The sequence below is a fragment of the Chitinophaga chungangae genome (assembly GCF_017742215.1).
Lineage (GTDB): Bacteria > Bacteroidota > Bacteroidia > Chitinophagales > Chitinophagaceae > Chitinophaga > Chitinophaga chungangae.
In genome coordinates this window covers 168,144-181,421 of the sequence record NZ_JAGHKP010000005.1, presented here as the reverse complement: position 1 = coordinate 181,421, position 13,278 = coordinate 168,144, and the positions used below count along the sequence as shown (strand labels likewise).

The following is a 13,278-nucleotide window of genomic DNA, read 5'->3' as shown; positions in this document are numbered from 1 at the left end:
CCAAAATTACATTATGAGAAAAGTCAGAACGATCAGTGCAAAACTGATTACGGGCATCGTATTGCTATTTTCCCTGCAGCTGTGCGACGCGCAGCGGACCAGGGCCGGCCATACCCCGCAGGCGGTATCGCTCATTTCGGTGATCAACGATCTGGAAAGCCGGTTCGATATCCGGTTCAATTACAACACCGAGCTACTCAAAAACAAACAGGTCACCATTCCCGGCATGAACGTTTTTAAACAGGGGCAGATCGAGGCGACGCTGAACCGGTATATCGCCCCGCTGGGACTGGTATGTAAAAAACTGGGGGGAAGGCTATTCGTGGTGAAAGCCGGAACGGCCGATGAAAAAATGCCGGAAACAAAAACGGATGAAATACCGCGGCAGGAAGTACGTGGCACCGTGAAAGATTCCCTCGGCGCCCCGCTTCCCGGCGTAAGCGTGCAGATCAAAGGCACCGGCAAAGGCGCCACCACCGACAAAGACGGGCATTTCACGCTGGCACAGGCAAACAACGGCGACGTGCTCGTTTTTACGCTCCTGGGTTATTCCCCGGTGGAATACACCCTCACCGGCCAGCAAAACATCACCGTGGTGCTGAAAGAATCTTCCATCGCGCTGGACCAGTTCGTGGTAACGGCGCTGGGCATTAAAAGACAGGAAAAAGCGCTCGGTTACGCGGTTCAGAAAGTAAAGGGCGACGCAGTGCAGACCGTAAAAGGCGTAGACGTGGCCACCTCGCTCACCGGCCAGGTGTCTGGCCTGGTGGTGAAAAATTCCACCGAATTTTTTGCGCGGCCGGCTATCGAACTGCGCGGCGAAGGCGCCCTGCTGGTGATAGACGGCGTTCCTTACGGCAACACCAACCTGCGCGACATACCCACAGACGATATCGAAAGCATCGACGTGCTGAAAGGCCCCACCGCATCCGCGTTGTACGGCTCGAGGGCCGCCGGCGGCGTGCTGCTGATCACCACCAAAAAAGGAGCCGGCGAAGGGCTCAGCGTGAACATCAACAGCAACACCATGCTGCAAACCGGCTTCCTCGCCATTCCCAAAACCCAAAGCTCCTACGGCCGCGGTCAAAACGGTCAGATAGACAACGATTACGTATGGGGCCCGAAGCTGGACATCGGGGAAACCGCCCGCGACTGGAACCCGGAAACCAAACAGTTTGAAGACGACCGGCCTTTGAAATCCCTTGGCAAGAACAACCTCAAAAACTTCATGGAACTGGGCCTCATCACCAATAACAACATCAGCGTTGCCCAAAGCGGCAAATACGGCAGCTTCCGCGCGTCGCTGAACCATATTTACCAGAAAGGCCAGTTTCCCAACGCCAAACTGAACATGTTCAATTTTACGCTGGGCGGCGAACTGAAAGCGACCGATAAATTTACGCTCGAAAGCCATGTTGGCGTCAGCAAAAGAATGGCGCCGCAGATCTGGGGAACGGGTTACGGCAACCAGGGCTACATTTACCAGCTCACTATGTGGACCGGCCCGGAATACGACATCCGCCAATACCGCGATTACTGGAAAGTGCCCAACCAGACGCAGAACTGGATGTATACCAACTGGTACGACAATCCTTATCTCATTGCATATGAAAAACTCAACGGCATCCAGCAGAACACCATCAACGCCAGTCTTACCGCGAATTACAAATTCACCCCGGACCTTAACCTGCTGGTGCGCATCGGTTACGATGTGTACGATAACAAAGAAACGTTCACCAACCCCGCCGTGAACATCTATTCCACGCGCGGCGGCTGGAATGCAAAAGGACGTTATACGATCGATAAGGATTACGGCTGGAGCACGAACGACGACATCATGCTCAGCTACAACAAAAAGGCCGGCGACTTCACGTTCGATGTAATGGGCGGCGGCACCATTTATTTCTGGATAGATGAAAATCTTACCGCCAGCACCAAGAACGGTCTTACATCCCCCACCTTCCTTTCCCTTGCAGGCTCCGTGGAGCCGCCCACCATTTCGCCGGGTTATTCCAGCAGGCAGGTGAACAGTCTTTACGGACGCGCCGCCATCGGCTGGAAAAATGCCATATTTATAGACGCTACCGGCAGGAACGATTGGAACTCTTCGCAACCGAAAGAGAACAGGGCTTATTTCTATCCTTCCATCGGTTCCAGCGTGGTGCTTTCCGAACTGGTGAAGATGCCCGCTTTTGTAGATATGTGGAAAATCCGCGGCTCCTGGGCCACATTTAAAACCCCTGCCGGCGTATACGCCACCAACCGCCTCTACACCACCGTTACGGCCGACTGGAACAACCTGAACTCGGCCAGGTACCCTTCCAACCTTCTCGGCTCCGCCGGTCTGCTGCCCAGCTCGGCACGCACCTGGGAAATCGGTACGGCGGCCTATCTGTTCCGGAAAAGACTGAATGTGGACGTGGCCTATTTCAATAAATTTTATTTCAACCAGCAAACTTCCGCTTCTATTTCCAGCGCCTCCGGTTTTTTAACGACACTCATCAATACCGACCAAACCTATGTGCGCAAAGGCGCGGAAATAACCCTTTCCGGCTCCGTGATCAAAAACCGGAACTTCGAATGGATCAGCACCATTAACCTTTCTAACCAGCACCGATATTATAAAGACCTCGATTCAGTATACTCCGCGAAAACGCCCTGGGTCAATAAAGGCGGCCGGATGGACGTGTATACGGACTATTACTGGCTGAGAGACCCCGAAGGCAACGTGATACACAACAACGGTTACCCCGTCGAAAGCGATTACGTGAAAAAATATGGCTATTACGATCCGAAGTTCAGCTTTGGTTTCATCAACACTTTCCGGTACCGCAACTTCACTCTCGGCCTGAATGTAGACGGGCGAATCGGCGGGCTGATGTACAATTACATCAACGATAAGATGTACGATACCGGCACCCATCCCGATACGGACAATTCCTGGCGTTACGACGAAGTGGTGAACGGGAAAACGAATTATGTGGGCAACGGCGTAAAAGTAACTTCAGGAACGGTGACCTACGACAACTACGGCAATATTACCAGCGATACGCGCAAGTATGCGGCGAACGATGTAGCCGTGTCTTACCAGGACTATACGCAGAACTTCCGCGAAGGCGATTTCGGGGTGCAAAAGAAAAGTTTCGTGAAAATCAGGGAAATGTCCCTGGCATACCGGTTTCCGGCCAGCGCGTTCGGCAAATCCGGCATCAAGAACGCTTCCGTGTCCATCACCGCGCAAAACCTGTTCCTGTTCACCAAATTCAGGTTCTCCGACCCGGATGTGGACGAAGAAAACCTGAACTCGCCTTCACAAAGAATGATCGGCGTTAATTTCAGGGTTGGTTTTTAAGCTCATCCATCATCAAAACAGCAACACATGAAATACAGCAAACTCGCATATATGTTTTCCATCCCGCTGGCAGTAACGTTTGGCACGGGATGTTCCAAATTCGAAGAGATCAACACCAACCCCAACAGGACCACGCAGGCCAGTTCTGATATGCTTGCCACGGATATGATCCTCAACATCACCGAAGGCAATATCTCCGACACCAAAGGTTTTATGCAGCCGTTCCTGCTGGGCAAATATCTCACCTGGGGCGAAGGACAGGAAAACTTCCAGTACAACCGTTTGGGAAGAACAAATTTTGACAGGCTGACCCTCCTGCGTAATATCAAGCCCATGGTAGATGCCGCCAGCAGCGAAGAGCTGCACCGGTCCTACAGCGGCCTCGGTCATTTCATACGCGCCTGGCAGTTTTACCAGACCACCATGCAGGTGGGCGACATCCCGTATTCCGAAGCCATCAAAGGTGAATCAGACAATATCATCCAGCCGCGTTATGATGCGCAGAAAGGCGTGTTCCTGGGCATTATCAACGAGCTGGACAGCGCGGATATCCTCTTTTCCACCGGTGCCGATTTTAGAGGCGACCCTGTTTATGGCGGCAAAGCGGATAACTGGCGCAGGCTCGCCAATAGTTTCCAGCTGCACGTATTGATGCAGCTCTGGAAAAAGACCGGCGATGCCGATCTGAAAGTGATCGCGCGGTTTAAGGACATTGTGGCCAACCGGCCGCTGATGCGCAGCTATGCGGATAATTTCGCGCTGACCTACAACGCCACCGCCGGTCAGAACTATCCCTGGTCCGACGTGCCGGCAGGTTCCCGCAACTCCTTCGTAAAGTCTAACTACACCATGCTTTCAGCCACGCTGATAGATCCGCTCAAAGCTATGGGAGACCGCCGGCTGTTCTATTACGCCAAACCTTCCCCGGTAAAGATCGCCGGTGGCAAAACGCCTTCCGATTGGGACGCATACCTCGGCGCCGAACCTTCCGATGCCTTTCCGGACCTGCAGTCCATGCGCGTGTCTAAAGATTATTCAGACCTCAACAACCGGTACGTAAACCTTGTAAACGCAGAACCGGTAAGTGTTTTCAGCTACCAGGAGCAACAGTTCCTGTTGGCGGAAGCAGCGCTGAGAGGCTGGATTACCGGCACGCCCGCACAGGACTATTATGCGGCCGGCATCACCAACGCCATGAAGTTCACTGCTTTTTACACGCCCGATGTACCCGATTATCATCACAATATGAAAATCGACGACGCCTACATCCAGGGGTATGTTGCGGCCAATGCGCTGACGGGCAGCACAGACAACCAGCTGAAACAGATCATCACGCAAAAATACCTCGCGGGTTTCCTGCATGGCTGCAACTACAGCGCGTGGTACGAGCAGCGCCGCACCGGCTACCCCGTGTTCAAGCTCAATTCCGGCACGAACCTGAACACGCCTACCACGCAGTTTCCCGTGCGCTGGCTCTACCCTTCCAATGAGCTGAGCTATAACAATAAAAATCTCGACGAGGCCATCCGCCGCCAATACAACAACGGGGATAATGTGAACGAAGTGATGTGGATCTTAAAAGATTGACCGTTTCTGAATGTGCCCTATAAAAAAAGGTTGCTCCGAAAGGAAGCAACCTTTTTCTTTTATGAATAATGACACTATACTTTTTTGAACACCACGATGCCGTTATGCCCGCCAAACCCGAAGGTATTGCTCATGGCCACGCGCACTTCCTTTTTATGTGCGGATGCAAGCACGATCTTCAATTCCGCCGGTATCTGCGGGTCGAGGTCAGTGGTGTTGATGGTGGGAGGAATGAGGTTGTCCGTAATACTTTTAACCGATGCGATCGCCTCGATGGCGCCCGCCGCGCCGAGCAGGTGGCCTGTCATGGATTTGGTGGCGCTGATATGCAATTGCGGCGCTTTATCGCCGAACACGCGCCGGATGGCCGCGATCTCGCTGAGGTCGCCTACCGGGGTGGAAGTAGCGTGCGCGTTGAGATAATGCACGTCTTCCGTATTCAGTTCCGCGTCTTCCAGCGCGGATTTCATGGCCTGGTAAGCGCCCAGCCCTTCGGGATGCGTGGCGGTCATGTGATACGCGTCTGCCGTCATGGCCGCGCCGGCCACTTCCGCATAAATTTTTGCGCCCCTTGCTTTGGCATGCTCGTATTCTTCGAGGATCAACGCGCCGGCGCCTTCGCCCATCACAAAACCGTCCCGCGCCACGTCGAACGGCCTGGAAGCAGAAGCGGGATCGTCGTTTCTGACAGACATGGCTTTCATCGCGCAAAACCCGCCTATCGACGCAGGCGTTATGGGCGCTTCCGAACCGCCGGTGATCATCACTTTGGCTTTGCCCAGGCGAATGTAATTCAGCGCGTCCATGATGGCCGTGTTGGAAGTAGCGCAGGCGGAAACGGTCGTATAATTGATGCCCATCAGCCCGTATTTGATGGAGATCATGCCTGAAGCCATGTTCGTGATGAGACGGGGAACGAAGTAGGGGCTGAAACGCGGGTTGTAATCGCCTTCCACGTATTCGGTCACCTGTTCTTCAAAGGTTTGCATGCCGCCCTGGCCTGATCCCCAGATCACGCCGGTATCGAAAGGGTTCATGGCCGCGAAGTTCAGTCCTGAATCGGCGATCGCTTCCGCGGTAGCGGAAAGCGCGTATTGTGTGAACGGGTCTGTTTTGCGAAGCTCCGATTTTTCCAAGGCCAGCGAAGGATCGTAATCCCTCAGCTCGCAGGCGAAACGCGTTCTGAACTTTTCCGCGTTGAAGCGGGTGATGGTGGCCGCACCGCTTTTTCCCGCCACGAGGTTTTCCCAGAACGCGGCCACATTGTTGCCAAGCGGCGTGATAGCGCCCAAACCGGTAATAACGATTCTTTTCATAGTATGATAGTTTTAAGCGCCAAGGTCTTCCAGCAACCGACGGCTGATACGGCTGAACGCCGAAGGCCCCAGAACGCGCGATAATAAAAGGGAGGATTGAAGATTGGAGATCACGAGCAGCGCCCTGTCGCCCGCGTCGCCTTTAAAACGGAAACGTTTGTGTTTGCGGCCCTGTTCGAGGCAGTGGGTCATCCAGCTGAGAATGGCGGATGCCATTTGCTGCACTTTCTCCTGCATTTCGGGGCTGAGCGTTTCGTAATCCGGCGCCAGCGACCCCATCAGGCAAACGTTCCCCTGGTTGCAATGTTTGCGGAACACGCCGCAGAATTTACTGAGCTGCTCGTCTTCCGGCAGCTTTTTCCATTTGGCGGTATTTTCCGCAAGCGTGCGCATCTCTTTTTCCACCACTTCAAGCCCCAGTTCCGATTTCGTGGGAAAATGATAATGAATGGCCGCATTTTTCACCTGCAGCGGCTCAGAGATATCTTTATAACTGAAAGCGTTGAAACCTTTCACCCGGATAAGCTTATCCGCCAGCGACACAATTTTATCTTTTGTTTCAGTCATAAGAACCGCATTAAAGTACACAAGTTACTTACTTAGTAGTAAGTAAACAAATAAAAGAAAAACCGCTCCCTGCCGGAAGCGGTTGTATTATTTTCAGCTGATCGTAATGTGCAGAGTTTCGTTTTCACGAATACGCACGGGAGAAGGGAATACCAGCCGCATGCCGTCCGCATCTTTTTCGACCGTGGCCTTAAGCGTCTGCCCCGCCAGTTTTACGGCGGCATTTCCGCCAGCCGTTCCGCCAAGGCCGATCGTGCTCAGTTGCAGCGAGCCGTATTTCACAGCCAGTGTATGCTCCGAAACATTACCGTTTTTTTTGACGGAATAAGCGCCCCAGCCTTCGGCGGCGGTGAACGGCGCTTTAAAGGCCGCTCCGTTTTGTAACCGCGGCGCAAAACGGATGTGCCCTTTCGGGCCATGGTATTCGAAACCGCAGGCGGAGATCAGTGTTCCGTAGCTCGCCATCGCGCGGGCGTAGTGGTCGCTGCATTCTATTTCGTTGAAAGGGTTCCTTTTGGCGGCATGGTAGCGGTCGTGGATCATTTTTGTGAGCACCAGCGCTTCAACGGTCATGCCTTCGGCCATCATATGACTGGCCACCTGGTGTTCGAAGCCGGACATACATTCGTGGAAATACCCCAGCTGCCAGGTCACATTTTCGCCGAAAGGTTTGGGTTCGTTGTGCGGATTGGTGTTCATCACCATCCCGCCTTCTCCTTCCACTGCGTACGGCCTGCCGCCGGTGTGCGTTTTGATGTAAGGCCCCACGTCCGGTGTAAAGTTGTATTTCCAGAGGGCGCGCAGGGCAGACAGCGTTTTTTCGCGGCTCCAGAGGCGGCCAAGGCCGGCCTGCCAGGCCCAGCTCTGGCCGTACACCTGGTCGATATGACAGGTGTTGTACGAGCCGAGTTTTTTCCTGCCCTGTACCGCGTCTGGCCGGTGGATGAAATATTCGCCGTTGAAGAGTTTTTCTTCCATGTTGCGGCAGCCGTTTTCCACGTAGGTTTTGCAGGTTCCGGCAAACGCGGCGTCGTTCATTTCTTCGGCCATATGCTGCGCCGCTTTCGCTGCCGCGATGCACAGGCCCGCGATCCATGCGATCTCGCCTTCCCACACCGCGTCCAGCGTATTTTCCATCGGTGTGTCGGTAAGGCCGTCGCCGTTTTTATCCTGCGCCAGCATGAACTGCACGGCTTTTTTTGTATGCGCCCAGTTTTTGCGGAGGAAACTGTCGTTCGCGCTCATCCGGTGCTCGCGGTAGACGCGGAGAATGGTGCCGGCCTGCCCGTCGATCGCGGGGCGCGATTCGTATTCCGCGCGGAAAATGATGCCGCCGTTTTCTTCCATGGCGATGCCCAGGTCGGTACGTTCCCTGCAATCCCTTTCCAGCGCGGGAAATATTCGGCCCATGGCCTGCGCGTATTGCCACACGTGCGTGCAGGTGCCTTCGCAGGCGTTCACGCCTTCCCAGCCCCAGAAGCGGCCGCTGCCGAAGCGGTAGGTGTTGGCCGTGGCAAGCGTGCCGATGTTGAGCAGGGCCCTTTCCAGCAGCCAGTGCGGCAGGGTGGAATCGTAGTACGTTTCGTGCCAGCGAAGGGTTTGCTCCCACAGCTGCGGGTTGCCGGCGATGTATTTTCCAACCTCCGCCGCGGTGGCGAATTTTGTACCGTAGAAATACCCTTCGCCGGTGTCTTTCAGTTTCTTTTCCAGTTTGGGGAAAGGATGATTAAAATGCCAGCTCAACGCATATTTCGCGCGTAAGGTTTTTCCCGACGCCAATGTTTGCGATGGCGAAAATGCACAGCCAACCGCCTTTTCATCTGCAGCAGACAAAAACATCTCCTTTCCCTCCGTTTCAAAAAAACCCGCCGTTACCGGCCATGGAGCCGAGCCGGGATTGGCTTTTCCGCCTTCCCCAAGATACAGGATGCAGGTGGAGCCATCGTCTGCCGCGGTTTTTTCCGGCTGCGTCGTATAATTAAAATCGGAAAATACACCGCTGAACTGTTTACCGCTGATGGCGGCATTCCGTTTCTCTCCTTCTTCTTTTTTTGCGGTGATTTTTTTCGCGCCGTTTTCCAGCCAGCCAGCCACCGTTACTTTTACCGGCGCATTACCGTGGTTGCGCACGCTGATGTCGTACAAAGTCGCGGGAAGCGAAGAGTTGTCCGCATCCAGCGGAATGAAGATCCCGCCTGCCTTGGCGGTAATTTCCACCGGCAATTTTTTATCGATGTACCTGATCGTCGCAACAGGATAGGCCGCTTCGAAAATGATCTCGTCCCAGTCTTCTTCTTTCAGTTCTTTCACGACTTTTTTCCCGCCCGTTTCGATGAGCACGGCAAAACCCTGTTCCAGCACCCGTTTGTTCGCCGCAATAGCCGGCTCCACATACGAAGCGCCGTCGCGGTTGCGGATCTTCCTGTCTGCAACGCCGTCATTCCACAACACCGTTTTCGGGTCGATGCCTTCCCTTTCGTCGTTGTAAATGCTCCACAGCCAAAGCCGCCCGTCGCCCCCAAGATACACAGTGCCTGCGTGCAGGCCGCCCGCGGGCATGCCGATGTAACGCAACTCGTTCTTCGTTTTGAGGTAAGCGGTGGGCAGTCCCCGTTCGTACAACGATCTCACCCAGGCCACGTCCAGCTTTTTATCGGCGGGAATGTTGTGCAGCGGGTAAGGCGCGGCCACCGGGAACATCCCCTTCGCCCACGACGGCAACGGCAGGCTGAGCAGCCCTGCGGCGGATATTGCGGTTTGTGTGATGAATTTTCTCCTATGCATATTTACCAGTTCGGGTTTGTTCATCATCGATACAATAAAGCGTAATAAACGCTTTCGCGTGCCGGTTAAGATCTTTTGAAATTCCTGTAGTTACAACGTGGTCAATAACGCACTTATTCTTCAGTAAATTAGGCGTTTCCCGCTATAACGAAAATTTTCAACAATATCTCCGTATAAAATGATAAAATAATATCGCAGGAGCCCCTGCTATTTTTGTTTCAGGCCCAGGTAATGTTGCCGCTCCCTTTCACTGAGGTGCTCGATAGCATAGCGTAAGGCGGCCCTGGGCATGGTGGCGGCATACCGGTCCAGGAAAAGCAACAGTTCCCGGCGGTGACGGCCCTTCCCCGCCTGCCTGATCCATCCGCCCACGGCTTTCTGCACCAGGTCGTGCGGATCGTGCACCAACATGGCGGCTATTTTGAAAGTATCTTCCACTTCGCCCTGCCGCATAAAATAAGCCGTTGCGGTAATGGCCGTGCGGCGTTCCCATTCGTTCTTCGATTTCGCCAGTTTGGTAAGGATCGTACGGGGTTTATCGATAAGGTACCGGCCGATCACGAATTGCGCCGCAAGGTCTACCAGGTCCCAGTTATCGATCCGTTCGTGGCGTTTGAGGTAAAGATCGTACAGTTCTTTCCGGCGGCTGTCGGGCGTTTTGTTGCTGCGCCCCTGTTTGTCCATAATGCTGAGCGCGCCCGCCCGCACTTCGTGCACCGGGCTTTGCAGAAGTTTGTCCAGTTCCGCCGGGGGCATGCCGATAAAGGCTTTGGCGAGGGCGAACAGCTGGCCCATGCGGATGCCGATGAACTGGTCCTGGCCTGCCTGCTTAAAATATTTCATCAGTTTTTCGCGCTCCGCGGGCGACACGTATTCCTGCATGGCTTTGATGAAATTATCGGCCGTTGTTTTTTCAGGTACATCGGGCGTACGGATAACAGGCGCCGGCGGCGTTTTGGAAAGCTTCGGAACGCGCGGCTCCGTTGCTTTTTTTGCCGTTGTTTTATTCGGAACGGTATTCGTTTTTTTCATAAGGGGCTTGATGGAACATTACAAAAGTAAGTTTCCTTTGCCGGATGAAGGCGGTATGATTACGTCTTTCTGAAGGCAGATCGCGACATGGCCGGTTGTATTATACCGGCCCCGGGCCCGCCGTGTATTTATGCCTGATCACAGGATTGCCGGGAGAATTTAACTGCCGCATGGGACATGCTCATCAAAAAAGAGGCCATGGCGGGAACAGCAGTTTTGCTTATTTTTATATATACCCTGACCCAAAAACCGTTTCATGGATTCATTTGCCCACATCAAAGTGATCCTCGGGATATTGCTGGGCCTCAGCATCAGGCAGTTGCTGAACGGCGCGATCAAACTGGTGCAGCACCCGGACCGCAACCCTTTCTACTGGGTGCATTTTGTATGGTCTTTTTACATTTTCCTGCTCATGGTGCATTTCTGGTGGTGGGAATGGCACCTCACCCGCATTACGCACTGGAACTTCCCGGAGTATTTTTTCGTGATCGTTTACATCATCGTATATTACGTGATATGCGCCTTGTTGTACCCGGACGATCTCAAGGATTACAATGGTTTCCGCGATTATTTTTATTCGCGCAGGAAATGGTTCTTCGGGCTGCTGGGGGCGAGTTATGCGCTGGACGTGGTCGATACGCTGATGAAAGGCCTCGATTATTATCATCATTTCGGAGTGGAATATCCCATCCGCAACGCCGTGCATTTCGTGTTGTGCATGATCGCGATGTATACGGACAGTCCGCGGTTCCACAGCATACTGGTGATCGTTTTCCTGTTGTACGAGATCTCGTACATCCTGCGGCTTTTCATTTATCCCTGACGGAAAATTTTCTATCTTGAAGCCTCAACAATGATCCCTATGCGTTATTCCAGCATCTTTTTTATCTGCCTGTTTACGGCCTGCGGCACTGCGCCGGAAAAATCAGGCTGCGGGAAAGTAAAAACAGGCGAATTCCAGATGGCCGGCAACGAGATCGCGCCGGACCAGAAATGGACGATCGTAAGGAACGATTCCATCCAGACGGAAATCAATCACAACTCCGGGCAGATCAATACGCTGTCTGTAAAATGGCTCAACGACTGCGAGTACGAACTGCGTTACCTTCATTCCCAACCGGAAGACACGAGCAGCAGCGTGGTGGAAAGGAGAAAAAGAGTGGTGCACGTGAAGATCACCGGCGTGGAAGAGAATTTTTATGAATTTACGATCGTTCCGACGGAGAAGGACGACATTGCCCTCAGCAGCCGTATGCGTATCTTGAAAAAAAACTAAAATCGTTCTATGCGTTACCCGGCAATCATTTCGATCTGCCTGATTGCAGCCTGTAACAATGCGCCACAGCAGGTCGATTGTCAAAGGTTCAGAAATGGAGAATTTTCGTACAAAGCAACCGATTCAGAGAGGCGATGGACGATGATACGCAAAGATTCCATTCAGAAGGAAATCGACCATAGCACCGGGAAGATCGGCACCTTTGCCGTTCGTTGGATTACTCCCTGCGAATATGAATTGAAATATATTTCGGCGGACCCAGCCGATCCCGATTCTGTTGTCGCTGAACGGAAAAATGTGCGACTAAGAACAAAAATCACCCGGACGGGCGAAGACTTTTATGAATTTACAAGCTCAAGGGAAGATGAAACCTATCAGCTTACCGGCATCATGCGCCTCATCAAAAAATAAAAATCCCTCCCGGCATACCGGAAGGGATTTTCGGATAACGTGCGATTTTATGCCAGCGTTTTGATCACTCCCCTGAAGAAGCCCGCTGATTCCGCGATGCCCGGCAAGGGATCGCTCATGTCTTTTTCGTATTCGATGCTGGCGACGCCGGCGAATTTTATTTTTTGCATGGATTTGATCAGTCCCGCGAAATCGATCACGCCGCGGCCGATCTCCGTTGCTTTGCCTTTGTTGGACCCCACGGTCACATCTTTGATGTGCAGGTCGAAAATCCGGCTTTTGTATTCCCGGATGGCTTTCCCCGGCTCTTCGCCCGCCCTCATGGCATGCCCGATGTCCAGGCAGATGCCGATGCGGGGATCGCGGTTTTTGATGAGGTCGTATACGTTTTTCGGGCCGGGATAAAGTTTGTCTTCCGGTCCGTGGTTATGAATGGCGATACGGATGTCGTACTCCTTCACTTTCTTTTCCGTATAATCCAGCAGTTCGGGATTGGGCACGCCCACGATCAGCGGCACGCCTACGCGTTTGGCGTATGCGAATGCGTCGTCCACCGCTTTTTCGGTTTTCATATAGATCACGCCTACGGCGTATACTTTAATGTCCGCCGCCGCAAACTTATCAAGCACCTCTTTGATTTTTTCGGGCGAGCTGTTGAGCGGCAGGTGAATATCCTTTACGGAAATGAATTGGATGCCTACGCGTTTCATCATAACGATGGCCTGGTCCAGGTCGAATTTAGCGAAAGTGTACCCGGCCATTCCCACGGGGAAGCTGTCGGGCCCTGCATAGGGCGTGAACGCGGCTTTGCCCAGCATGGGGGAAACGGTAGTTGCAACCGCGCCCAGCGCGGCATTCCGCAGGAAGCTCCTTCTTGAAGACATATTATAACTGATTTGATGGTGACTCAAGTTGGTCATTTTTCTGATTTTTTTCTTAAAAATATTGACGGC

The 13,278-nt window shown here is 53.2% G+C and carries 10 protein-coding genes; 5 read left to right on the top strand and 5 right to left on the bottom strand.

Annotated features, from left to right (window positions below):
* Nucleotides 1–13 precede the first annotated feature (13 nt).
* Together J7I43_RS24050 and J7I43_RS24045 are read left to right on the top strand one after the other, a co-directional pair.
* A complete protein-coding gene (locus J7I43_RS24050; protein ID WP_209148549.1) occupies nt 14–3,352 on the top strand; it encodes a SusC/RagA family TonB-linked outer membrane protein in 3,339 nt (1,112 codons plus the stop codon).
* A gap of 27 nt (nt 3,353–3,379) precedes the next feature.
* Nucleotides 3,380–4,939 (top strand): SusD/RagB family nutrient-binding outer membrane lipoprotein, encoded by a 1,560-nt coding sequence (locus tag J7I43_RS24045; protein ID WP_209148548.1) that lies wholly within the window; start codon nt 3,380–3,382, stop codon nt 4,937–4,939.
* Between the two features lie 74 nt (nt 4,940–5,013).
* Here J7I43_RS24045 and fabF read toward each other — a convergent pair whose 3' ends face one another.
* The 4 genes from fabF to J7I43_RS24025 form a co-directional block, all read right to left on the bottom strand.
* Nucleotides 5,014–6,255, bottom strand: coding sequence for a beta-ketoacyl-ACP synthase II (fabF, locus tag J7I43_RS24040; RefSeq protein WP_209148547.1), 1,242 nt, complete (start codon nt 6,253–6,255; stop codon nt 5,014–5,016).
* A 12-nt stretch (nt 6,256–6,267) separates the two neighbouring features.
* Nucleotides 6,268–6,822, bottom strand: a complete 555-nt coding sequence (locus tag J7I43_RS24035) for a TetR/AcrR family transcriptional regulator (protein WP_209148546.1) — start codon at nt 6,820–6,822, stop codon at nt 6,268–6,270.
* Nucleotides 6,823–6,915: 93 nt separating this feature from the next.
* Nucleotides 6,916–9,606: a GH116 family glycosyl hydrolase gene (locus tag J7I43_RS24030; RefSeq protein ID WP_209148545.1), complete on the bottom strand. Its 2,691-nt coding sequence runs from the start codon at nt 9,604–9,606 to the stop codon at nt 6,916–6,918.
* 207 nt (nt 9,607–9,813) lie between these two features.
* Complete coding sequence (locus tag J7I43_RS24025) at nt 9,814–10,638, bottom strand: DNA alkylation repair protein (protein ID WP_209148544.1); 825 nt, start codon at nt 10,636–10,638, stop codon at nt 9,814–9,816.
* A gap of 256 nt (nt 10,639–10,894) precedes the next feature.
* Here J7I43_RS24025 and J7I43_RS24020 point away from each other — a divergent pair, with 256 nt between their 5' ends.
* Genes J7I43_RS24020 through J7I43_RS24010 form a run of 3 tightly spaced genes read left to right on the top strand, consistent with a single transcriptional unit; the run spans nt 10,895 to nt 12,325 of the window.
* Nucleotides 10,895–11,461: a hypothetical protein gene (locus tag J7I43_RS24020; RefSeq protein WP_209148543.1), complete on the top strand. Its 567-nt coding sequence runs from the start codon at nt 10,895–10,897 to the stop codon at nt 11,459–11,461.
* 39 nt (nt 11,462–11,500) lie between these two features.
* Nucleotides 11,501–11,914: a hypothetical protein gene (locus J7I43_RS24015; protein ID WP_209148542.1), complete on the top strand. Its 414-nt coding sequence runs from the start codon at nt 11,501–11,503 to the stop codon at nt 11,912–11,914.
* 9 nt (nt 11,915–11,923) lie between these two features.
* On the top strand, nt 11,924–12,325 hold the full coding sequence (locus tag J7I43_RS24010; RefSeq protein ID WP_209148541.1) for a hypothetical protein: 402 nt from the start codon (nt 11,924–11,926) through the stop codon (nt 12,323–12,325).
* Nucleotides 12,326–12,372: 47 nt separating this feature from the next.
* Here J7I43_RS24010 and J7I43_RS24005 read toward each other — a convergent pair whose 3' ends face one another.
* On the bottom strand, nt 12,373–13,209 hold the full coding sequence (locus tag J7I43_RS24005) for a sugar phosphate isomerase/epimerase family protein (protein ID WP_209148540.1): 837 nt from the start codon (nt 13,207–13,209) through the stop codon (nt 12,373–12,375).
* Nucleotides 13,210–13,278: the final 69 nt, after the last annotated feature.